At 28.2% G+C, this 25,670-nt stretch carries 18 protein-coding genes and 1 tRNA gene; 18 read left to right on the top strand and 1 reads right to left on the bottom strand.

Annotation, left to right across the window (positions count from 1 at the left end):
• Window positions 1-88 precede the first annotated feature (88 nt).
• Genes hydE through hydF form a run of 3 tightly spaced genes read left to right on the top strand, consistent with a single transcriptional unit; the run spans window position 89 to window position 3,728 of the window.
• The gene (hydE, locus tag VN21_RS09565) at window positions 89-1,138 is read left to right on the top strand and encodes a [FeFe] hydrogenase H-cluster radical SAM maturase HydE (protein ID WP_046823058.1); all 1,050 of its coding nucleotides are present in this window, start codon (window positions 89-91) and stop codon (window positions 1,136-1,138) included.
• Window positions 1,139-1,154: 16 nt separating this feature from the next.
• Window positions 1,155-2,531 carry a [FeFe] hydrogenase H-cluster radical SAM maturase HydG gene (gene hydG / locus VN21_RS09570; RefSeq protein WP_046823059.1) on the top strand — a complete coding sequence of 459 codons (1,377 nt, stop codon included), beginning with the start codon at window positions 1,155-1,157 and terminating at the stop codon, window positions 2,529-2,531.
• Between the two features lie 9 nt (window positions 2,532-2,540).
• Window positions 2,541-3,728 (top strand): [FeFe] hydrogenase H-cluster maturation GTPase HydF, encoded by a 1,188-nt coding sequence (hydF, locus tag VN21_RS09575; protein ID WP_046823060.1) that lies wholly within the window; start codon window positions 2,541-2,543, stop codon window positions 3,726-3,728.
• Window positions 3,729-3,782: 54 nt separating this feature from the next.
• On the opposite strand, the gene VN21_RS09580 is transcribed toward hydF, so the two are convergent.
• Window positions 3,783-4,238, bottom strand: coding sequence for a staygreen family protein (locus tag VN21_RS09580; RefSeq protein WP_046823061.1), 456 nt, complete (start codon window positions 4,236-4,238; stop codon window positions 3,783-3,785).
• A gap of 207 nt (window positions 4,239-4,445) precedes the next feature.
• Here VN21_RS09580 and cspBA point away from each other — a divergent pair, with 207 nt between their 5' ends.
• From cspBA to VN21_RS19410, 15 genes are all read left to right on the top strand, one after another.
• Window positions 4,446-7,688 carry a bifunctional germination protease/germinant receptor pseudoprotease CspBA gene (gene cspBA, locus VN21_RS09585; protein ID WP_264303194.1) on the top strand — a complete coding sequence of 1,081 codons (3,243 nt, stop codon included), beginning with the start codon at window positions 4,446-4,448 and terminating at the stop codon, window positions 7,686-7,688.
• A 16-nt stretch (window positions 7,689-7,704) separates the two neighbouring features.
• A complete protein-coding gene (gene cspC, locus VN21_RS09590) occupies window positions 7,705-9,381 on the top strand; it encodes a bile acid germinant receptor pseudoprotease CspC (protein WP_046823063.1) in 1,677 nt (558 codons plus the stop codon).
• Window positions 9,382-9,522: 141 nt separating this feature from the next.
• Window positions 9,523-10,413 carry a sulfite exporter TauE/SafE family protein gene (locus VN21_RS09595; protein WP_046823064.1) on the top strand — a complete coding sequence of 297 codons (891 nt, stop codon included), beginning with the start codon at window positions 9,523-9,525 and terminating at the stop codon, window positions 10,411-10,413.
• Window positions 10,414-10,620: 207 nt separating this feature from the next.
• Window positions 10,621-10,821, top strand: a complete 201-nt coding sequence (locus tag VN21_RS09600) for a hypothetical protein (protein WP_046823065.1) — start codon at window positions 10,621-10,623, stop codon at window positions 10,819-10,821.
• 163 nt (window positions 10,822-10,984) lie between these two features.
• Complete coding sequence (locus VN21_RS18095; RefSeq protein WP_064503610.1) at window positions 10,985-13,012, top strand: sensor histidine kinase; 2,028 nt, start codon at window positions 10,985-10,987, stop codon at window positions 13,010-13,012.
• 89 nt (window positions 13,013-13,101) lie between these two features.
• Window positions 13,102-16,299, top strand: a complete 3,198-nt coding sequence (locus VN21_RS09610; protein ID WP_046823066.1) for a ligand-binding sensor domain-containing protein — start codon at window positions 13,102-13,104, stop codon at window positions 16,297-16,299.
• A 139-nt stretch (window positions 16,300-16,438) separates the two neighbouring features.
• A tRNA-Ser gene (locus VN21_RS09615) sits at window positions 16,439-16,527 on the top strand.
• An 80-nt stretch (window positions 16,528-16,607) separates the two neighbouring features.
• The gene (locus VN21_RS09620; protein ID WP_046823067.1) at window positions 16,608-18,731 is read left to right on the top strand and encodes a DEAD/DEAH box helicase; all 2,124 of its coding nucleotides are present in this window, start codon (window positions 16,608-16,610) and stop codon (window positions 18,729-18,731) included.
• A gap of 87 nt (window positions 18,732-18,818) precedes the next feature.
• A complete protein-coding gene (locus VN21_RS09625) occupies window positions 18,819-19,046 on the top strand; it encodes a hypothetical protein (RefSeq protein ID WP_226896692.1) in 228 nt (75 codons plus the stop codon).
• Between the two features lie 130 nt (window positions 19,047-19,176).
• Window positions 19,177-19,464 (top strand): hypothetical protein, encoded by a 288-nt coding sequence (locus tag VN21_RS09630; RefSeq protein ID WP_046823068.1) that lies wholly within the window; start codon window positions 19,177-19,179, stop codon window positions 19,462-19,464.
• A gap of 34 nt (window positions 19,465-19,498) precedes the next feature.
• Window positions 19,499-20,503 carry a LacI family DNA-binding transcriptional regulator gene (locus tag VN21_RS09635; protein WP_332840865.1) on the top strand — a complete coding sequence of 335 codons (1,005 nt, stop codon included), beginning with the start codon at window positions 19,499-19,501 and terminating at the stop codon, window positions 20,501-20,503.
• A gap of 273 nt (window positions 20,504-20,776) precedes the next feature.
• Window positions 20,777-22,432: a PTS transporter subunit IIBC gene (locus tag VN21_RS09640; RefSeq protein WP_046823069.1), complete on the top strand. Its 1,656-nt coding sequence runs from the start codon at window positions 20,777-20,779 to the stop codon at window positions 22,430-22,432.
• Between the two features lie 4 nt (window positions 22,433-22,436).
• Window positions 22,437-23,225 (top strand): endonuclease/exonuclease/phosphatase family protein, encoded by a 789-nt coding sequence (locus tag VN21_RS09645; protein ID WP_046823070.1) that lies wholly within the window; start codon window positions 22,437-22,439, stop codon window positions 23,223-23,225.
• Between the two features lie 111 nt (window positions 23,226-23,336).
• Entirely contained in the window at window positions 23,337-25,040 is a 1,704-nt protein-coding gene (locus VN21_RS09650) for a glycoside hydrolase family 13 protein (protein ID WP_332840866.1), read from the top strand.
• Window positions 25,041-25,054: 14 nt separating this feature from the next.
• Window positions 25,055-25,606 carry a sugar O-acetyltransferase gene (locus tag VN21_RS19410; RefSeq protein ID WP_046823072.1) on the top strand — a complete coding sequence of 184 codons (552 nt, stop codon included), beginning with the start codon at window positions 25,055-25,057 and terminating at the stop codon, window positions 25,604-25,606.
• The last annotated feature ends 64 nt before the right edge of the window (window positions 25,607-25,670 follow it).

The raw sequence follows: 25,670 nt of genomic DNA on the forward strand, positions 1-25,670 counted from the left end.
GTGTAAATATAGTATTTAAGATAAAATACTCATTTTAAATATTATGTTTGGATATTGATTTTATAATAATTAAAATTGAGGTGAATTTATGGATGTTAAAGCGATTATAGAAAAACTATATGAAACTAATGATGCAACAAAAGAAGAATTATTGTACTTATTAGATAATATAGATGATGAATCAAAGAAACTGCTAATGAAAAGAGCTCATGAAACTAGAATGAAATACTATGGAAATAAAGTTTACATGAGAGGTCTTATAGAGCTAACAAGCTTCTGTCAAAAAGATTGTCTATACTGTGGATTAAGAAGACACAATAAGGAAGCGCAAAGATATAGATTAAACTTAGATGAAGTGCTTGAATGTGTGCGAAAAGGTGATAAATTAGGATATAAAACCTTTGTATTACAAGGTGGAGAAGATGCATATTTCACAGATGAAAAAATTATAGAAATTATTAAGGCTATAAAAAGTGAATTTCCACATAATGCAATAACTTTATCATTAGGAGAAAGAAGCTATGAATCGTATAAAAAACTATATGATGCAGGAGCTGATAGATACCTATTAAGACATGAAAGTGCTAGTAAAGATCTATATGAAAGCATACATCCAGGAGAACCTTTTGAAAAACGTAGAAATTGTTTGAAGAATTTAAAGGAAATAGGGTATCAATCTGGTGCAGGATTTATGGTTGGAATTCCAAATCAGACTAATTCTGATTTAGTTAATGACTTGAGATTTGTAAAGGAATTTGAACCGGCAATGTGTGGAATAGGCCCTTTCATACCACATAAAGACACGCCTCTTAAAGATTATGAACATGGAAGTTTAGAAACAACAGTTATATGTTTAAGCATAGTAAGGTTATTACTGCCAAGCGTGCTATTACCAGCAACTACTGCTCTTTCTAGCATTGATAAACATGGTAGAGAAGAAGGACTAAAGGCTGGGGGAAATGTAATAATGCCGAATTTATCTCCTATGTCTGTAAGGGAAAAATATTCTTTATATGACAATAAAGCATATATATTAGATGAAGATGCAGAGTATAGAGTTATGATAGAAAATAAGATAAAAGAAGCAGGATTTGAGGTAGAAGTAAGTAGAGGAGATAATCCTGAATTTATTAAATAATAAAGGAGATTGTATTATGTTTATAAATCATGAAGAAATATATAATATATTAGAAGAAACTAAAAATCCATCAAATGAAGAAATTAAAGAAGTTTTGAATAGAGCAAAAAAAAGAGAAGGGTTATCATATAAAGATATAGCTATTTTATTACAAGCAGAAGATGAAAAAGATTTATCAGAAATATATTCTTTAGCAGGTGAGATAAAAAGAGATATATATGGTAAAAGAATAGTTGTATTTGCGCCTCTTTATGTAAGTGATTACTGTGTAAACAACTGTGTTTACTGTGGATATAGAAGAGACAATGAATTCTGTAGAAGAAGATTAACTATGGAAGAAGTTGCAGAAGAAGTTAAAATTCTAGAACAAATGGGACACAAAAGATTGGCACTTGAATTAGGTGAAGATCCAGTAAATGCTCCTATTGATTATGTTTTGGAATGCTTAGATACTATATATAAAACTCAAAATGCAAATGGGGAAATAAGAAGAGTTAATGTAAATATAGCAGCTACAACTGTAGAAAATTATAAAGCATTACATGAAAAAGGAATAGGAACATATATATTATTCCAAGAAACATATCATAAGCCAACTTATGATAATATGCACCCGAAATCATTAAAGGGAGATTATAACTATCATTTAACTTCATTTGATAGAGCTATGGAAGCTGGAATTGATGATGTAGGAGCAGGGGTACTATTTGGACTAGCAGATCCAAGATTTGAAGTCTTAGCACTTATGATGCATAATGCTCACTTAGAAGAAAAATTTGGAGTTGGGTTCCACACTATATCAGTACCAAGACTTCAAGAAGCAACAGGAGTTACCCTTGAAAATTATCCAAACTTATTAGATGATAATATGTTTAAAAAGATTGTTGCAATACTTAGAATAGCTGTACCATTTACAGGTCTTATATTATCAACTAGAGAAACAGCAGATATGAGAAAAGAATTATTACGTTATGGAGTTAGTCAAATTTCAGCAGGATCATCAACTGGAGTTGGAGGATATAAGGATAGAGAAGAAGGAAAAGAAAGTAAACAATTTAAAACAAATGATGAGAGAAGTCCAATAGAAATATTAAAAGAACTTTTAAGTGATGGATACATACCAAGTTACTGTACTGCTTGTTATAGAAAGGGAAGAACTGGAGATAGATTTATGCAACTTGCTAAATCAGGAAATATTAAATATGTTTGTGAGCCTAATGCATTAATGACATTACTTGAATTTACTTTGGATTATGGAGATAAAGAACTATATGAAAAAGCACAAGAAATTATAAGTACAGAAGTAGAAACAATTGAAAGAGACGATATAAAAGAAAGAACTAAAGCAAGTATGGAAAAAATGAAAAAAGGTGAAAGAGATTTCTACTTATAGGAGGTATATATGAACACTACTCCAAATTCAAATAGAAAACATATAGGAATATACGGAAACACTAATAGTGGAAAATCTTCGCTTATGAATAAAATTTTAGGTCAGGATGTATCACTAGTATCTAGTGTAGAAGGAACAACTACAGATCCAGTTCAAAAAGCTATGGAACTAATACCATTTGGACCTATACTTTTAATAGATACAGCAGGCCTTGAAGATAAAAGTGAACTTGGATCAGTTAGAATAAAAAAAAGCTATGAATATTTAAAAAGATTAGATTTTGCTATATATGTAGTAGATGGAAAGAATATAGACTTTGATACTTATAAAGTTTGGAAAAAAGAAGCTAATAAATATAATGTAAAACATATAGTTGTCGCAAATAAGATAGATTTATTAACTGAAGAAGAATTAAGCAGTATTAAAAAACTATTCAATGATGTTACTTTAACTTCTATAAAAGATAATAAAGGAATAGAAATTTTAAAAGAAGAACTTATAAAAAATCTAGAACAAGAGGAAGAGGATAAACCTATAGTTGGAGACTTACTTCCATATGGATCAAAAGTAGTTTTAGTAGTACCTATAGATTCTGAGGCTCCAAAAGGAAGAATAATTCTGCCTCAAGTTCAAGTTATAAGAGACTGTTTGGATCATGGGATAAAAACTTACGTAGTAAGAGATACTGAACTAAATGATGCTATTCATGAGTTGCAGGATATAGACCTTGTTATAACAGACTCTCAAGCTTTTAAAGAGGTTGAAAGTATAATTCCTAAAGAAATGAACTTAACTAGCTTTTCGATATTGTTTGCAAGACAAAAAGGTGAGTTTAGTGATTTTTTAGAAGGAACTAAAAAATTAGATAATTTAAAACCAAATGATAAAGTTCTTATATGTGAAAGTTGTACACATAATGTATCTCATGAAGATATAGGAAGAGTAAAAATACCTAAAATGCTTAAAAAAATAGCTGGCGGAGATATTAATATAGAATATAAAGTTGGATATGATTTTGATGAAAGTATAGAAGAGTATGATTTAATAATTCATTGTGGAGCATGTATGGTAAATAGGAAGAGTGTAATAAATAAAATAAATACTTGTAAAGAAAAAAATATACCTATAACTAATTATGGTATGGTTATAGCTTATTTTACCGGGATATTAGATAGGTCTGTAAGTATATTTAAATAAAAAAATGGTGAGCTTATATAAAATAATGCTCACCATTTTTTACGCTTAAATATATTAATCTTGTATATATTGTCTGATTACACCATAAGAAACTATTTTGTTAAAATCTGGCTGTGTAGATATAAACCTAACAAATATAGGTGTATTTTTTAGTATTGGCCTACTATTTAAAAATTCAATATCTCCATTTACAATTGAACTAATTGTTATAGGCATTTTAGCTAAAAATTCCTCATATCTTTCTTTTGCCATATCATATGGATATTCACCAACAAAGGCAAACAAGTTCAGTTGATATATATCCTGAACGAACCAAAACCATTGACCATAAATTATATCTGTACTTATTGTACTGAGTTCTAAATCTTCAAATTCAGGACCTATAATTAAATCAATAATACTAGAATCATCATTATGTTCAACAGTATACTTCCTAAACCTAACAGGTTCAGTGCTCGTATAAGGTTCTCTTATTATAACATTAACCTTTGCAGAATTAAAATCAACCATTAAAATCACATCCTAAAATATTTATGTAATTTATTATATTTATAAAGATAAAAAGTGTGATAAAAGTACAAAATTATAATGAATATTTAAGTGGGAAATTAAAATTTGTATATTCATAATTAAGAATAATATACATACATAGATAAGGGTAAGTAATATATTAGTAGTAAATAGAAAAATTTATAATATGGGTTAGGGGGGATTAATATAGAATATGAAGTTATAGTTAAATATAACTCAGATGTAAAAAGATTAGAAAATGAATTAAATATATTTGTAGAAATTTTAAGTCCCACATACGCTATAATAACATCAACTAGCCAAGTAGATTTAGAGAGATTAATTGATTATCCTGAAATTGAATATGTAGAAAGACCATTTATATTAGAAACACAAGATATCCAAAGCTTTTCAAGTACAGGAATAACATCATTTAAAAGGAATACAAGTTTGAATGGAGAAGGTACGATTTTAGGAATTATAGATTCTGGAATAGATCACACTCTTCCAATATTTAAATTTGAGGATGGAACATCAAAAATATTATACTATTGGGATCAGTCTATCGATGGAAATCCTCCAGAAGGGTTTAATCATGGAACAGTGTACACAAATGAAAATATAAATGAAGCTATAGTTCAAACCACTAGTTTACATGGGACTCATGTTGCAAGCATTGCAGCAAGTATTGCTAATAAAGCTAATATAATAGCTGTTAGAGTTGGGAGAAGACAAGTAGATACATTTTCAAAGAGTACTGAATTTATGAGAGCTATAAAATTTATACTAGATAAAGCTTTAGACTTAAAAATGCCAGTTGCTATTAATATTAGTTATGGAAGTAATGAAGGATCCCATAGGGGATTATCTTTATTTGAAAGATATATTGATGATATGAGTTTGTTTTGGAAAAATAATATAGTTGTAGCTGCAGGAAACAATGCGTCAAAAGGAAGTCATAAGCGTATTACATTGAGAAATGGAGTAACACAAGAAGTTGAACTTGTTGTAGGTGCAAATGAAAAAATTTTAAATTTAAATATCTGGCCAAATTATGCGGACGAATTTTCAGTGTTATTAAGAAATCCATCAAATAGAAATACACAGGAACTTTCACGACAAAATCCTAATATAAATAATAGATTAGGTACGACTACTATAAATGGAGTATTTTATGAAGTACCTCCATATTCTTTACTTAGAAGAGTAACGATACAAATGAGTTCATTAACTCAAATTACACCAGGTATATGGACTTTAGTTTTTACACCAAAAGATATAATAGAAGGAACAATAGATATATATTTGCCTACAGCTGAAGGATTATCAAAAGATACTAGGTTTTTAGAACCTAGTGAAATTTTAACTGTAACTGTTCCAGGAACTGCAAATCAAGTTATAACTGTAGGTAGCTTTAATTCAAGGACGGATGACAGGTCATCCTTTTCTGGGGAGGGAGACTTTGAAAATGGAGTGTATAAACCAGATTTATTAGCTCCAGGAGAAGATATAATATCATTTTTACCAGGAGGAACATTAGGAGCATTAACAGGCACTAGTATGGCAACTCCACATGTAACAGGAGTATGTTCTCTTTTAATGCAATGGGGTATAGTTGAAGGTAATGATCCGTTTTTATATTCTCAAAAAACTAAAGCAATGTTAAATCAAAGTGCAAAAAGAAGTAATAATAGAGTATATCCAAATTCGTCATATGGATATGGACTTTTAAATTTAAATAATTTGAATCTAGAATATCTATCAAGAAACTTAGATGAAAATGGAAATTATAGACTTGAAAATAATGTATCAGAAGCTATATTAGTTGACCATGATAAAAATTTTCCTGAAGAATTAGTTAATTTTCTATATCCATTTAACTCTATTAGGTTAAGTGAAAATTATACTCTTATGTTTTTTGATACTTTAAGAAGAGAATACATAGAGGATATATTAAAACTGAATTCTGTTTTTATAATAGAAAATGTAGTGCCTATAACACCATTAGGAGAAATAACAAGGGGAATAGAAGATGGAGTTATAGCTAAGGAAGATATAGGTGTTAATTTTTTTAAAACAAACCCAAATTTAACCTTACTTGGTTCAGGCACTTTAATTGCAATAATAGATACAGGGATAGATTATTTGCACCAAGATTTTATTTATCCAGATGGCACAAGCAAAATATTATATTTATGGGACCAAAGTAAAGATGGAAATCCTCCAAATGGATTTTTTATAGGAACGGAGTATACTAGAGAAGATATTAACAAAGCTATAAGTGAAAATGATGCTAGTCTTTCAGAAGATGAAGAAGGTCATGGAACTATGATTAGTGGGATATGTGCAGGGCTTGGAAGTATAAATAGAGAATACGAAGGTGTTGCCCCAGAAGCAGAGCTTATAGTTGTTAAATTAGCGAAAGTTAGTGGATTTTATACAAGTGCTATGATGGAAACGGCAATATCATATGTATATGATATTGTAAGTAGATTACAGCGTCCAACTATAATTAATATATCTATGGGAAGTAATTTATTAGCAGGATATGCAAGCAATACAAATGATAAAAAAACATACTTTACGAATGGATTATCAATTGTAGCTGCTGCAGGCAATGAAGGTAATACGCAGACACACATTTCAGGGAATATTAATAGAGCAGGAGAGGTAGTAGATGTAGAACTTGAAATTATAGAAGAGGAAGAAAATCTTGTAGTAGAAGTCTGGATGAGTAGACCTGATAGGATAAATTTACTAATAATAACTCCAAGTGGAGAGGAAAGCAAAGTACTTGATCTATCAAATTATGATGAAGTAAAAGGAATATTTGACTTAGAAAATACAGAGTATATCATAAGGTACTCTTACCCAACTAGTTACTCAGGGCAAGAACATACTACTGTAATATTAAAAAATGCTAAAAGGGGTATTTGGAAGTTGAGACTAGAGGGGGCATATATATCTGAGGGAATATACAATATATATTTGCCTAATAGAGTTTTCTTAAATCCCGGAACTAAATTTAAAGAATCAAATCCTGCTTATACTATAAACTATTTGGCTGTTAGAGAAGATGTCATAACTATAGGCACATATGACTCTATAAATAAAAGTGTATGGCCAGCATCATCAAGAGGACCAAATATAATTGGAGGAATGAAACCGGATGTAATAGCTCCTGGCGTTAATATAATAGGACCTTATCCTAAAAATAATTACGCCACTGTAACGGGAAGTTCTGCAGCAGGAGCACATGCATCAGGGGTTATAGCGTTATATTATCAATATGTTATGGTAGAAGATTACTATAGAAATAGAGGTTTTATGCAAAAGGCTAGAACATATATGCAAGGTGGCGCAACTAGGATTAAAGGGATTGAATATCCAAATAATACATCTGGATATGGAAGTTTAGACTTTAGAGGTATGTTTGACCAATTAAAGTAGGAAGGTTGGATATATTATGGATGAAAAATCTTATTATCTACTTTATAGTGGAGATATAAAAAAATCATTTGAAGAAAATAATATAGATAAGTATATAATACTAAATGATCAACTAGCTGCAATATATGTAAGGAATGATTTTGAACCTGAAACATTAGATAATATTAAAAATGTTGAATGGTGGAGTCCGTCTGATGTTATGAGTTCTCTTATAAATATAACTGATAATCTAGATAATGGAGAATCGATAAAAAGTTCTATAGGAGGTGACTATATAGAATCTAATCCTTACTTAAATGTTACAGGAAAAGACGTTTTAGTAGCTGTAATAGATTCAGGGGTAGATTACCTACACAAAGATTTAATTGATGAAAATAATAATAGTAAGATATTGTATTTATGGGACCAAGAAAACGATAGTAACTCCCCCCCTGAAGGAATGATATTTGGGAGTGAGTACACAAGATCAGAAATAAATGAAGCTATAAGAAATCAAGATAGTAGTTTAAGTACTGATAATGTAGGAACAGGAACTATTGCTTGTGGAATTATAGCTGGTCAAGGTAATATAAATAGAGAATATAGAGGGATAGCAAGAGGTGCAGATTTATTAGTTGTTAAGTTAAGAGAATTTAAAGGGGTATATTATGATGATAAAATAAGCTATGCAGTAACAGATTTTTTAGCAGCTTTAACATATGTCTTAAAAATTGCTCTTAAAGAAAATAAACCATTAATAATAAATTTTACATTAGGAAATATGGCATCTATTAATATAGAAGCATCTATATTACAAACTTATGGAATGTTTGAAAGATCAGGTATAACTCTAGTTAGTGGAGCAGGAAATGAAGGAAATACGGATATACATTATGAAGGATATATAACCAGTGATAATAATTATATAGACGTAATTATTCAAAATGGGAATAATAAAAACTTGGAGATTACTATAAGAGGAAGAGGGCCTGACAAATTATTTCTACAGATTATATCTCCATCAGGAGATATAAGTCAGGTTATAAGATACGCACCTGACGATAGAATATATCGTGGCCGATTTTATATAGAAAAAACAACATACACAGTTTTAAATACATTTCCATGGCTTAAAGGAGGAGATCAAATTATAAGAATAAATCTTTATGATATAAAACCTGGTATTTGGACCTTAAGAATAAGTCCAGAATTTATAATACATGGAGATTTTAATGTGTACCTTCCAAATAAAGCTATTATATCACCAGGTACTAGATTTGTAGATTCTACATCAAAGGCTACGATAACTTTCATGGGATTAGCAACTCCAGTAATAACAATAGGTGCATATAGTGATAAGACAAATAGTTTATGGATTGGATCATCAAAAGGAAATTTAGATGGACACAAGATAAGACCAGATATAGTAGCACCAGGAGTTGATATAATATCAACATATATAAATGATTCTTATAATACTGCTACTGGAACAGGTGTAAGTAGTTCTATAGTATGTGGATCATTGGCACTTATAATACAGTATCTTCAAGAAGAAAGTAGAGTTTCAAAACTTTCTCTTTTTACAGAGCCTTTAAGAACTTATTTAATGCTTGGAGCAACTAGACAAGAAATTTATACATATCCAAATATTTTTCAAGGGTATGGTATATTTGATTTAAGAAATACATTTAGGCAAATAGCTAAAAACTTATAAAGAAAGGTGTATGCGAATAAGTGTTCACCTTTCTTATTTTATTATAATAAAATAAAAATAAAAAAACAGTGGAAAATGTTATCCTGGATATGTTATAATCTGACAGGTCATAATAAATTTTTATAAAAAGGGAGAAATAAGATGTTAAATGCAATTTTAGGATTACTAGCAGTTATAACAGCTGGGTTTTCAACAGTCTATGTAAAAGACTTTAAACAACATAGGGATAAAAATAAAAATAAAATATTTAAGACAGGTATATTTATAGGATTTATAACTGACTTTTTAGATGCTATAGGAGTAGGATCTTTTGCAACAACTACAGGAATATTAAAACTAAATAAAAACATTAATATTCCTGACAAGTTATTACCAGGAACACTAAATGTAGCACATGCTTTACCTATGATAGTACAAGCTTTTATGTCATTAAATTCTATAAGCGTAGATTTACTTACATTAGTTAGTATGATTTTATCAGCTGTAATAGGGTCTTGGATTGGTGCAGGAATTATATCTAAGCTACCAGAAAAAAAGGTGCAATTAACTATGGGGGTAGCACTAGTTGGAACTGCTATATTAATAGTACTAGGACAAGTTGGATTGATGCCAGCAGGTGGAAATGCTATGAGTCTTAGCGGATCAAAATTAGTTATAGGCATAGTAGGAAACTTTATTTTAGGGGCTCTTATGACAGCGGGTATAGGATTATATGCACCATGTATGGCAATGATTGCATTACTTGGAATGAATCCTAAGGCAGCATTCCCTATAATGATGGGAGCAAGTGCATTTGTAGGCCCAATAGCTAGTACAAAGTTTGTAAAAGAGCAAGCTTATGAAAGAGAAGTATCTATGGGTATAACTATAGGTGGAGTAGTTGGATCTATATTAGCTTTACTATTTGTTACAAATATGCCGGTATATTGGTTAAAGTGGTTAGTGGTAGCTGTTGTAAGTTATACTGCTATAACTATGTTTAAAGCAGCGCTTAGCAAAAACGAAATTTTAGAATTTGAGCAAATTAGCTAATATAAGTGTTAACTTTGAAAGCATAAACCTTAAAGTCCTTTAAGGTTTATGCTTTTTTTATGATTAAGTAAATTAAAGTTGGTATAGGGAGTATTTAAATCAAAGTGCACTTTTTATTTTAAAGATTAAAATCGTGGGTATTAGTTATATATATTAATAATATGAGCAGAATAAATAATAAAATTTAAGCAAGAAAGAGGAAAAACTATGAAAAAAGAATATAAAGAGAATGAATCATTTGAAGGGAACTTATATGAAAATTTATTTATACCCAAAAAAACTCCATATGAAGATTTATTTACAGGTGGGGTAATAGAGGAATTATCAGAGGATACTCCGTATTCATTTGTACATCCAAATAGTGATGAAGTAAAAGATCTGTTACAAAAAAACAGGGGCGAAAAATAGATTATAAATTTACAAGAAAATACAAAAACTAATATTAGGGAATAGATAATTTATTTAAAGAGGCAGACTGTTGTGTAATAGTCTGTCTTTTATTGTCGAAAAGATAGACCGGACTATAAAAACATGTTATAGTGTGTATTGATAAAAATTAGGGGAGAGAAATATGTTAGGAATAAGTAAAAATAAAAAGTTTGAGGCTAGTAATAAATTAGCAACTGTATTAACGATAGGCATATCAGCTTTTTTAGTTGTATTTTATATATTAAGTTTAATACATATATTCAAATATAATTTAATTTTAATGATAAAACCAGAAGACTTTATAAGAATTTTTAATATAGTCTTAGCATTTTTAGCGGCAGTAAGTTGCATGGTTTGCTATAATAGCACAAAAAAAGAAGAGTTATTTATAGTTTCTTTAATATATATGATATTTGTAATAGATATTATTTTGGGAGTATTTGATAATTTAACTTTACAAAACACTATTATAAGTATGAAAGGCTATATAGCGATATCTACTTCGTTAATGAGAATAGCTATAATTTTAATAGCAATATTACCATTAAATAAGGTTAGACAATTTATTGTTAAAAATAAATTCTATTCCATAGTGTTTATAATTTTAAGTGCAACAATATTTGGATATTTAGAAAGTAAAAGTATTATATTCCCAATAAAAAAAGAAACCGATTTTTTTATTCTTTATAATATTATGTTAATTTTTATTTATAGTATAACTAGCACTATTTTATTTAAAAAAAGTATACAGAAAAAAGATTATACATACTCAGTTATTGGAGCTAGTATATTAATGTTTTTAGTCAAGGCGTTTTATGCAATAGTGGGGGCTAGAATACCTATAATAGAACTTAAATTTATATCGATATCAATATCATATATGGCTTTTATAATACTTATAGTAGGTTTATTCTTAGAAACAAGTATAAGTATAAAGAAAAAAAGAGAACTAGAAGAAGAGAAAAAAATATTTTTTAATCTTGTAGAAGAAAATAAAGCTAGTTGTATATTTATAAGTAATATGGATGGAAATATAATTTACTCTAATAAAAAAACAAAAAAATATTTCTTTGGAAATGATGATTATAAAAATTCAGCATTAACTGAAAGAATTGAAATTGCAATGTCTACTATAGATAAAGAAGTTATGCAAAATATAGAAAATAGTGTTAAAAAAGATGGGTGTTGGACTGGCAAATTTGAAATAAATTATGGGAAAAATATTATTGATTGTGGAATTCAAAAAATTATAGATTCAAGTTTAAAAGGTATTGATGAACATGGAGAAACTGCTAAATTAGTTGTTACTTTTAATGATATAACAGAAGAGCACAGAATGGAAAAATACATATCAGAATATGAAAAAATTAAAGATCATGAAAAGTTAAAAAATGAATTTTTTGCCAATATAAGTCATGAATTAAGAACTCCTTTAAATATATTTTATTCAACTATTCAATTACTGGATATTAAGGTATCTAATAAGGATGAAGATTTTAGGCAAGTGTATGGGACATATAGACAAAGCCTAAAAACTAACTGTCAACGTATGTTAAGACTTATAAATAATATGGTTGATATAACTAAAATTGATGTAGGATATACAAAAGCAAATATGAAAAATTGTGATATAGTAAAGTTGATTGAAGAAATAACTATGTCAGTTATAGTATACGCAAGGCAAAAAGGTATAAACATAATATTTGATACAGATGAAGAGGAAAATATTATTAAGTGTGATCCAGAAATGATAGAAAGGGCAATTTTAAATTTATTATCTAATGCTATAAAGTTTACAAATCCAAATGGTAATATATTTGTTAATATGCATATAAATAAGGACTGGGTTCAAATAATTGTAAAAGATGATGGTATTGGAATACCTATACATATGCAAGATTTAATATTTGAAAGATTTGTACAAGCTGACAAATCATTAACTAGAATGAATGAAGGTAGCGGAATTGGATTAAGTATTGTAAAAGCTATGGTTGAATTAAATAAAGGCGAAATATATTTAGAAAGTGATGGTGAAAATGGAGCGGAATTTGAGATTTTACTACCTAATAAAAAATTATTAGGAGATATTATTGAAGATGAAATCAAAGATTATAAAGTAGATGTTCAAAAAATTGAATTAGAACTTTCTGACATATATGAATTATATTAAAATTTTGGTAAATATTGTTAAAATAAGGGGATTAGGATATAATATAAAATAATATAAAAATTCTATTAACATCTTTGAAAGGAAAGTATATGGGGAAAATTAGTTTATTTAATAAATTTAATATATTTGTATTAATTAATATATTACTATTTGCATATTCAACAGTCGATATACATGCAAATAGTAATAATATAACATTTAATGATTTTAATATAGATCAAGGCATAAGCCAAACAACCATAGAAGCTATTTTTCAGGATAGTAAAGGGTATGTGTGGCTAGGTACAAATGATGGATTAAATAAATTTAATGGATATGATTTTAAAGTTTACAATTATGAGGAAGATGAAAATAGTATTAGTAATAACTTTATAACTGATATAAAAGAAGATAAATATGGAAATATATGGATAGCTACTATAGATGGAATAAATAAACTAGATCAAAAAAGTGGGAAGTTTACAAATTACTTAAAGGAAAATAACTTAATATCAAGCGGAAATGTGACAGAGATATTAATTACAAAAGATAATAAGATATTAGTTACAACAGATGATGGGCTGAACATATACAATTCTGAAGAAGATAGATTTGATAGAATTTTATCTAAAAAAGATGACTTAACAAGTCAATTTATATACTGCATTGATGAAGACAAAGAAGGTAATATTTGGTTGGGTACTAAGTTAGGTGTTAGTAAGGTATCTAAAGATTTTAAAGTTATTAAAAATTTTAATATAGATAAGTCTGATATGAGTAAAAATGAAATTTACAATGTTTTATGTGACGATGAAGATGGATATACATGGGTTGGAAGTGCGAACTCAGGTCTATACAAGATAAATGTTAAAACAAATGAAATAACTAGTTATAAATGTGATCCTTTTGATGAAAGTTCAATTCCTTGTTATTCAATTGGAGCAATAAAAAAAGATAGCAAAGGAAATTTATGGATTGGAACATCTAAAGGATTAGCCCTTTACAACAAGAAAGAAGATAATTTTGAGATATACACTCATAAAATATATGATAAAAATAGTTTAGTTAACAATGATGTTAAAAGTTTAATGGAAGATAGCAATGGGCTTATATGGGTAGGAACATATTCAGGATTAAGCGTATTTGATACTGAGAGTAAAATTAAGCATTATAAGGCAGGTCAAGATAAAGATTATTTATTGAGTGAAAATATCGTCCATGGTATATATGAAGACAAGGATGGAGATTTGTGGGTAGGTACAAATTCAAAAGGAGTAAATATAATAGATAGAAAAAAGAATAAATCTGTATATTTAAGCACTAAAACTGAAAAAGAATTTACAAACGACTCTGTAAACGATATAGCGGGAAAAGGAAATCAAATATATATAGCTACTGATGGAGGTCTTATAGAAGTAAATAAATCTAATAAGAATATAAATCATTATGGAGTAGCTGATGGATTAGTTAATGATAGAATAAAAGATGTTTTACTAGATAGCAAAGGTTATTTATGGATGGGGACTGCAGATGGGGTTAGTATATTAGACACTAAGACAAAAAAATTTATAGATATAAATAAGTATATAAATAAGGGACAAGACAAAAACAAATATGTAAGATATATATATGAAGATAGTGAAGGGAATTATTATTTAGGATTTTTAAGAGATGATGGTTTGTGCAAGATAGACCCTAAAAATAAAACTATAAAGATTTATAGAAATAATAAACAAGATAAATATAGCTTAAGTAATAACTATGTAAGGTATATAAATGAAGATAGTCATGGAAATATTTGGGTAGGGACTAGTTATGGATTAAATAAATTTGATAAAGAGACTGAAAGATTTGAAAGATATACGACTAAAGATGGTATAGCAAACAATACCATTTATGGGGTTTTAGTAGATGATGAAGATGATATATGGATAAGTACTAATAAAGGAATATCAAAAATTAACAATTTAAATAATAAAGTTCAAAATTTTAGTGTAACAGATGGGCTTCAAGGGAATGAATTTAATGGAAATGCAGCGTACAAAAGCAAGAGCGGAGAACTTTTTTTTGGAGGGGTAAATGGATTGAATTCATTCTATCCAGAGAAAATTATTAAAGCAGATAAAAAACCAAAATTATTATTTGATACATTTGCTATAAATAATAAAGAATATAATGATATAAATGGAATGAAATTTAGTGAGAGTACGGATACAATAACTATCAAATTTTTTACTCCAGACTACTCTAATTATAGAAATACAACGTATGAATATAATTTAGATGGAAGTAGTGGAGGATCAGTAAGAACAAAGGATAACTATGTAACTTACAATGATTTACCTCCAGGTAAATATAGATTTAGAGTTAAAGCTATTGATACAAGTGGAAATGTAAGTGATGAAAATTATGTAACATTCACTATAAAACCTCCAATATGGTTAAGCTGGTATGCAGTAATTATATATATATTAATAGGTGTTGGACTTATAGCAAATCATAAGCGTAAGATGAGAAAATTAGATAAATTAGTTCAAAAGAAAACTGTAAGACTAAGAGAAGAAATGGAGAAAAATAATATTTTATTAAAAAGAAATATAAAATTGGAACAAAATAAGAATAGTTATTTTGTTAACTTATCTCATGAGCTTAGAACACCCCTTAATGTAATTAGCAGTACAAATCAACTGATTTTAGGATTGCTTAGAAAAGATGGACACATAAAAGAAGAAAATTTAAATCATAACATAGATGTATCTCAAAGAAACTGTAAAAGGCTTTTAAATTTAATCAATAATATAGTAGATAGTGCTAAGTTACAAAATGATATGTACATAGTAACGTTAGAAGAAACAGATATAGTCTATTTAGTTGAAGAAACAGCATTGACTTTAAAAGATTATGTGAGTACTAAAGGAATTGAATTAATAATTGATCCTGAAATAGAAGAAAAGCTTATAAGATGTGATAAATATGAAATTGAAAGATGTATTGTTAACTTAGTAGGAAATGCAGTTAAGTTTACACCAGAAGGTGGTAGTATAACTGTAACTATAAAAGATTTAGAAGAAAAAGTTATGATAAGTGTTTTAGATACAGGAGTAGGAATTGAGGAAAAATATCATAAAGTTATATTTGATAGATTTAGTCAGGTTGTAGAGGAAAACAGCGAGATAAAGCGTGGAAGTGGATTAGGGCTTACTATAACGAGTCAAATAGTTAAGCTACATAAAGGTGAAATATATGTTGAAAGTGAAATTGGAAAGGGCAGTAATTTTATTATAATACTTCCTGTAAATCCTAACTAAAAAGATCTTAAAGTAGAAAAATATAAATTGTTAAAATGGTGGATATCGTAGTGTATTCACCATTTTTGTAAAAAAAAGTAAAAAATATTTACAAATTAATAAAAATATGATATATTGTCTATATAAGTTAATGAAATACGGAGAGGTGTCCGAGTGGTTTAAGGAGCTGGTCTTGAAAACCAGTGACTCCGAAAGGGGCCGTGGGTTCGAATCCCACCCTCTCCGCCAGTTTTAAAAGTACCTGAGTTTGAAGGTACTTTTTTTGTATTTATAAAACTATATATTTTAAAGTTTAAGGTGGTGAAATTATGAAAGTTAGTACAATTAAAAGCATTATTTTAAATAATACAGAAAAGAATAGACATAACTCTGGAGTTGCAATTTATAAAAACAACTTAGTAAGTGAAAGCTATATAAAGAAAGAAAATGATAATATAAATTTTTATGCTGTAGTTGGTAATGAAATGTTTAATGAAAAAAACAATTCTTTAATAACTATAAGCGAAAAAACCAATAGAATAGTGTCAACTAGCTGTGATTGCAATGATTGGTTAAATAAAAGTATGGAAAGTAATACATTTGTTTGTAAGCATATAGTTGCAACTATTTATAAGTGTATAGATGACCTTACAAACAAGAAGAACAATATAAAAAGCACTCAAAATAAACTTAATAATAATGAAGTAGCATATGCTAAGGCTAAAGTAACATATAAGTTTGATTTGGATGAAGACGATAATTTGAGACTTTCTTTTAATATAGGAAATCTCAATAGAAAAAGATATAATGAGATATTTAGTGCATACAAAGAAAATAAACGTCTATATAGATTGAAAGAATCTATATACTTGGATTTACATAATAAAGATATACAGGAATTATTAGAACTTATTGATACGTTGGGGATTCCTGCTGAAGCAGATGATTTTAAAGTTGAAAATAGTAAACTTTTATATATAGACAATTATATAAAAGAAAATAAACTTAATTTTATATCAGGAAAAGAATACATAGATAAAATAATGTCTGGATTTAATGAAAAAATAAATTGCGAGATTCCGCAAAATATTAAAAATATATTAAGGGAATATCAATTAGAAGGGGTTAACTGGTTTAATAGTATAAGTAACTATAACTTTGGAGGGATCTTAGCGGATGAAATGGGTCTTGGAAAGACACTACAAACAATTGCGTTTATTAGTAGTCAAAAAAATTCGAAAAATATAGTTGTAACACCTACATCACTTATACATAACTGGAAAAATGAAATTGATAATTTTGCTTCAAATTTGAAGGTAGGAATAGCATATGGGGATAAAAAATCAAGAGACTTAATAATTAAAAATTATAGAGATTATGATGTAGTTTTAACTACTTATTCTACAATTAGAAATGATTTTGAGAAATATAAAGACAAAAAATTTGATTATATGTTCATAGATGAAGCTCAAAATATAAAAAATCCAGATGCTATAGTAACTAAATCTATAAAGAGCATTAGCGCTGATATTAAGTTTGCCTTAACAGGGACTCCATTAGAAAATAACTTATTAGAACTTTGGTCTATATTTGATTTTATAATGCCTGGGTATTTATATGATAAAAAAGAATTTCAAAATAAATTTGTAGATGGAGACATTAAAAAATTAAAAAAATTAATAAAACCTTTTATATTGAGAAGAACAAAAAAAGAAGTTATAAAGGAATTACCAGACAAAATAGAAAAGAAATTCATTGTAGAATTAAATAAAGAACAAAAGAAAATATATGATATTTATAATAAAAGTGTAATAGAAAAATTAGAAAGTACTAAATATGAAAATGATAAAATAACAATATTTTCATATTTAACTAAACTGAGACAATTATGTCTTCATCCTAAGACCTTATTGAAAGAGTATAGTGGCAAGAGTTCTAAAGTTGATATTTGTATAGAAATTTTAAATGAAGCTATTTTAAATGGGAGAAAGATATTATTATTTTCTCAGTTTACAAGTGTTCTAAGATTAATAGAAGAAGAACTTAAAAATAAAAATATAAAATCTATGTATTTAGACGGAAAAACTAAAGCTAAAGATCGTATAAATTTAGTTAATGAATTTAATGAAAATAAAAATATTAATGTTTTTTTAATATCTTTAAAAGCTGGAGGCACAGGATTAAATTTAACTAGTGCTGACATGGTTATACATTTTGACCCATGGTGGAATTTAGCCGTAGAAAATCAAGCAAGTGATAGAGCTCACAGGATAGGTCAAAAAAATGTAGTTGAAGTAGTAAAATTAATATCAAAAGACACAATAGAGGAAAAGATAGTTTTATTACAAGAAAATAAAAAGGATATGATTGATAATATTATTGACGATAGCTTATCTAATTCTACTAATTTAAAAGGATTAAGTAAAGAAGACTTAATAGAATTATTCAAATAGAAGTGATGTAACAAAAAGCTAAAAAACTACATATTATTGTATAAGTAGATAAAACTACTTATACAATAATATGGGAGATGTTAAAAAATGGGTAAAAAGAAGGTAGAAGATAATATAAAAAAAGTGACTAAACCAGTAACAGATGTAGGTAAAGAAGTTTTAAATGGAGCTGGAAATATAGGAAAAGAAACTATAAATACAGGGTTGAATGTAGGTAAAGATGTTATAAATGGAGTTGGAAACATAGCTAAGGAAACTATAAATACAGGGGCAAATGTAGGTAAAAAAGTTAAAGATAACATCAAAGGTAAATAGATACACTAAAGGGAGTTTTATACTCCCTTTTATTGTGTAAATATTGGAATTAGCACGATATTACATAAAACGACAAAAGAATGAGTTATAATAATCAAGCACAATATAAAATTAGAAAGGAGAATTAAAAGTGGGGAATAAAATGGAATTACTAAAAAGCTCTTATGAACTATTATTAGAGGCTGATGAGGTGTTAAGATCCAATTTTGATTATGAAAGTATTTTAGAACATAGCTTTATAGATGAGGAAGAAGAAGTTATTTTTACAAAAGATACATTTGGAAATTACATACAATATGATATTAGTGATTGTTATACTCCTTTAATAAAAGCTTTAAAAACTTATAGATGTAAGGAAATAAGTGATATTTATAAAGAGTTAAAAAAAATAAGTATAGAGGCTGAAATATTTTGCTAAATAATAAAAATAAAAAATATTGAGGGTATTTGGTATGATTAAAGTAACTATAAAAGATGTTGCAAAAGAGGCAGGAGTTGCAACTTCTACAGTGTCTAGAGTTTTGTCTAATAATCCTAAAATTAGTGAAGAAACTAAAGCTAAGGTCAATGAAGCAATAAAAAAGTTAAATTACAAACCTAATGCAATTGCAAGAAGTCTTGCAAATAATAAAACAAAAATATTGGGAGTAGTTTTACCAAGTGAAGCAGATGACTTACTTACAAATCCATTTTTTATAAATGCCATGAAGGGGATGAGTATTTATGCACAAAATAAAAACTATTATATTACATATGTGTTTGCAAAAGATGGAAAAAATGAGTTTGAAAGTATAAAAGAAATTACTAACACTAACTTAATTGAAGGAATTATACTTCTAAGAGTAAATGAAAATGATGAAAGTATTAAGTTTTTAAACAATATAGAATTTCCTTTTGTAGCAATAGGAAGGCCCGAAAAAACAGAAGATATATTGTGGGTGGATAATGATAATTTCCAGGCTATGTATAATGTAGTAAATAGGCTTATTCAAAAAGGACATAAAAAAATAGGATTTATAGGAGCTATAAAAACTTTGAATATGTCAAAAGACAGATTGAAAGGATATAAAATGGCTTTGGAAGTGAATGGATTAAATTATGATGAAGATTTAGTTATACATAAGCAACTTTTTAAAGAAAATACAGGATATGATGCAGCTAAAGAATTGTTAAGAAAAAATGAGATTACAGCTATTGTAACTACAGATGATTTATTGGCATTTGGAGTGTCTCAGTTACTAAATGAAAAAAATTTAGAAAAAATATCATTAGTTGGATTTAATAATATCCAACTTTCAAAATACCAGACACCACCATTAGCATCTGTAGATATAAATGCAGATGATCTAGGATACTATGCTGCAAAACTACTTATTGAAAAATTAGAAAATCAAGACACAGTAAATACACATTACATAGTAAATACAGAGTTTATAGAAAGAGAATCTTTTAAATAAATTATATATAGAAGGTTTAAGACTGTCTTAAACTATTCTATATATAATAGATGTGTATAATAGATTTGTGCAAATGGTTGCATTATTGAAATTAATGATTTGTATCAAATTTACAAAAAAATTAAAAAAATCTTGAAAACATTTTCATGAGGTGTTATAATTTGCTTATAATAAAGGTGAGAAATAAAAAAGTTGTATATTTTTTTACTATTTAATGCAATCGATTGCATTAGGTAGAGACAATACTTAAATTAAAAAGGAGATGAGTTTAAAATGAGTAGTAAAACAAAATTAATTTCATTTGACTTTTGGCAAAAGCTAGGTAAAGCTTTATTAGTGGTTATAGCGGTTATGCCAGCAGCAGGGCTTATGGTTTCTATAGGAAAACTTATAGGTATGTCATCTGATGCTCACTTAATAATGACAACAGCAAAAGTTGTGGAAGATATAGGTTGGGGAATAATTGGAAACCTACATATACTATTTGCTGTTGCAATAGGAGGATCTTGGGCAAAAGAAAGAGCAGGAGGAGCTTTTGCTGCTGTAATTGCATTTATATTAATAAATCGTATCACGGGAGTTGTACTTGGTGTAAATGCAGATATGCTTTTAGATCCACAAGCAACAGTAACTTCTTTAACAGGATCTACACTTTTAGTTAAAGATTATTTCACATCTATATTAGGTGCACCAGCACTTAACATGGGAGTGTTTGTTGGTATAATATCAGGGTTTATGGGAGCTGTACTTTATAATAAATTCTACAACTTTGATAAACTTCCTAAGGCTTTAGCATTTTTCAATGGAAAACGTTTTGTTCCGTTTGTTGTTATATTAGGTTCTGTAATAACTGCAATTATATTATCTATAATTTGGCCATTTGCACAGGGAGCTTTAAATGCTTTTGGTATGTGGATTGCATCTTCTAAAGATACTGCTCCGGTTTTAGCGCCATTTGTATATGGAACACTTGAAAGATTATTACTACCATTTGGACTTCATCATATGATAACTGTGCCTATGAACTATACAGAACTTGGAGGTATATATCATATTGCAACAGGCGCAGCTGCAGGAACTACAGTTGCAGGACAAGATCCATTATGGCTTGCATGGATAACTGATTTAATTAACTTTAAATCTGCAGGAGATATGGCATCGTATAAAGAGTTATTAACAAGTATAACACCAGCTCGTTTTAAAGCAGGGCAGGTTATATTATCAACTGCATCACTTGCAGGTATATCTTTAGCAATGTACAAAAATGTTGATAAAGATAAAGCTAAAAATTACAAACCTATATTTATATCTGCTATGCTAGCATGTTTCTTAACTGGGGTTACAGAACCAATAGAATTTATGTTTATGTTTATATCACCAGTTTTATATATAGTTTATGCAATTCTTACAGGACTTGCATTTGCACTTGCAGATATAATTCACTTAAGAGTGCATGCTTTTGGATTTATAGAATTTTTAACTCGTACTCCAATGCTTGTTAAAGCAGGACTTACAATGGATTTAGTTAACTTCTTTATATCATGTGTTGTATTTTTCTTACTAAACTTTGGAATATTCAATTTCTTAATCAAGAAGTTTAATATTGCAACACCAGGACGTAAAGGAAACTATATAGAAGAAAGTAACGAAGAAGAGAGCAAAAAGGTAGATACTAACAACATAGCTCAAGATGTATTATCAAGTAAAATAATCAACTTACTTGGAGGAGCTGATAATATAGAAGACGTAGATGCATGTATGACTAGATTAAGAGTAACTGTAAAAGATGTGAGCTTGGTTGGAAGTGAAAAAGATTGGAAGGCACTTGGTGCATTAGGACTTATTGTCAAAGATAGAGGGGTCCAAGCGATATATGGACCAAAGGCTGATGTTTTAAAATCTAATATATTAGATATGTTAGGAGTGTAAAACAGTGAAGCTTTTAACATTGAATTGCCACTCTTGGCAAGAAGAAAATCAAATTGAAAAAATATCTTATATAGCTAAGGTCATAAATGAAAAAGAATATGACGCTATAGCTCTTCAAGAAGTAAGTCAATTAATATGTTCAGATATAGCTTATGATAATGTGAAAGCAAATAACTTTGCATTGTTACTTCAAGATGAATTAAAAAAACTTGGAAATGAGAATTATACACTCCATTGGGATGTTGCTCATATAGGTTATGATATATATGAAGAGGGGCTTTGTCTTATGACAAAGCTTCCTATAGTTAAAAAGGATAGTTTTAACATATCTATAAGTGAGGATATCAATTTTTGGAAAACTAGGAAAATAGTTAAGTTAAATGTAGTTTATAACAATTATGAAATTAGTTTATATTCGTGTCATTTAGGATGGTGGAATGATGATGAAGAGCCATTCAAAGAACAGTTTGATAAACTTTTTATGCAAATTGAAAATGATAAATTTGCATTTGTGATGGGGGATTTTAACAATAATGCTAATGTAGAAAATGAAGGATATGATTATATTTGTGAAAAATTATTTGACACATATAATTTATCAAATAATAAAGATTCAGGAATAACTGTAAAAGGAAAAATTGCAGGGTGGGATAAAAATAAAGAAAACTTAAGGCTAGATTTAATTCTTTCAAATAAAGAAATCAAAGTAGAAAGTTCTAATGTTATTTTTAATGGAATAAATAAAAATGTGGTATCAGACCATTATGGGGTAGAGGTAGTTGTAAATATATAGTTTATAAGGTGGTTTGAAGTCAATAAATTTGCTTCCTTCACACAAAGTACAAAAAACGTACTTTAAGTGTTTCGTCAGCAAATATATTAACTTCAAACCATTATATTAGCAATGGGTGAAGAAGAAAATGGAAAGTTATGGAGGTTGATATATATGAAAAAGACTTGGTGGAAAGAAGCCGTAGCTTATCAAGTTTATCCTAGAAGTTTTAAAGATTCTAATGGAGATGGAATTGGAGATTTAAGGGGGATTATACAAAAGTTAGATTATATAAAAGATTTAGGTATAGATGTAATATGGGTTTCACCTTTTTATAAGTCTCCTAATGATGATAATGGATATGATATTAGTGACTATAGAGATATTATGGATGAATTTGGTAGTATGAAAGATTTTGATGAACTATTAGATGAAGTTCATAAAAGAGGAATGAAGTTAATTATAGATTTAGTAATAAATCATACTAGTGATGAACATCCTTGGTTTGTGGAATCTAGATCTTCTAAAGATAGCAAAAAGCGAGATTGGTATATATGGAAAGATGGAAAGGATAGTAAAGAACCAAATAACTGGGAAAGTATATTTGGAGGATCTGCATGGGTTAAAGATGATCTAACAGATCAATACTATTTACATCTTTTTACTAAAAAGCAGCCAGATTTAAACTGGGAAAATAAAGATATGAGATTAGCAATATATGACATGATGAACTGGTGGTTAGAAAAAGGGATAGATGGATTTAGAGTAGATGCGATTAGTCATATAAACAAAGAAAAAGGGCTTTTAGATATGCCAAATCCAGACAATTTAAAATATGTTTCGTGTTTTGAAAAGCATATGAATGTAGATGGAATCCACAATTATTTAAAAGAGATAAAAGAAAATACTTATGGAAATTATGATGTTATGACAGTTGGAGAAGCTAATGGAGTAACTCCTGAAGATGCTCATCTTTGGGTATCACAAAAAGATGGTAAGTTTGATATGGTATTTCAGTTTGAGCATTTAGATTTATGGAATAGTGATATGGATAAGACTCTTGATTTAGTTGAATTTAAAAAAGTATTAAGCAAATGGCAAACCAATTTACATGGATTAGGATGGAATGCTTTATTCATAGAAAATCATGATATACCTAGGATTGTATCTATGTTAGGTAATGATAAAGAGTATTGGTATGAAAGTGCTACGTGCTTAGGTCTTATGTATTTTATGCAAGAGGGGACTCCTTTTATATATCAAGGTCAAGAAATAGGGATGACAAATGTAGAGTTTAAAAATATTGAAGATTATAATGATGTGAAAACTAAAAATAATTATTATATAGGGTTAGATTCAGGGGATAGTCATGAAGAACTTATGAAACGAGCATGGAGGTTATCTAGAGACAATGCCAGAACTCCTATGCAGTGGAACAGTAGTGATTTTGGAGGGTTTAGTAGTGTAACACCTTGGATAGGAATAAATCCAAACTATAAAAATATAAATGTTGAAAATCAAATAATGGATAAAAACTCTATATTAAACTTTTATAAAAGTATGATTAAAATTAGAAAAGAATATGAAGCTTTAATATATGGTGAGTATAAATTAATATTAGAAAATAATACAAATATATATGCATATGAAAGAGTATTAGATGATAGTAAATTTTTAGTAATTAGCAATATGTCTAATGATAATGTTTTATACAATTACGATGAAGTAAAATTAAATTACAAAAACTTAATTTTATCAAATATAGAAGTAAAAGAGCATGATATAATAAGTTCGATGAATTTAAAACCTTGGGAATGTAGATTATATAAAATATAATAAGGGGTATTTATATGACTGAAAAAGAAAAAATGCTAAAAGGAGATGCATATATTGCATCTGATCCAGAGCTAGTAAAAGATAGACAACAAGCTAGGATATTAACAAGATTATATAATCAAACTATAGATACTGATGATTATACAAAAAATGAAATTTTAAGAAAGCTACTTGGATCTACCGGTGAAAATGTATATATAGAACCAAGTTTTAAATGTGATTATGGTTACAATATACATTTAGGCGAAAATTTTTATGCTAATTTTGATTGTATAATGTTAGATGTATGCGAAATTAAAATTGGTAAAAATGCAATGTTAGCACCAAATGTTCAAATATACACAGCTTATCATCCTATAGATCCTAAATTAAGAATTTCAGGAATCGAATATGGATCTCCAGTAACAATAGGAGATAATGTATGGATAGGTGGGGGTGCTATAATAAACCCAGGTGTAAATATAGGCGATAATGTTGTTATAGGATCTGGTAGTGTTGTTACAAAAGATATACCATCTAATTGTGTAGCTGTAGGAAGTCCGTGTAAAGTAATTAAAAATATTTAAATAAAAAATTCGCTTTGCTCATGTCGCCAACGACTATGTCCGTTGCTCAAAATATCATTTTTTA

This window comes from Paraclostridium benzoelyticum, from assembly GCF_001006285.1.
GTDB classification, from domain to species: Bacteria; Bacillota; Clostridia; order Peptostreptococcales; family Peptostreptococcaceae; genus Paraclostridium; species Paraclostridium benzoelyticum.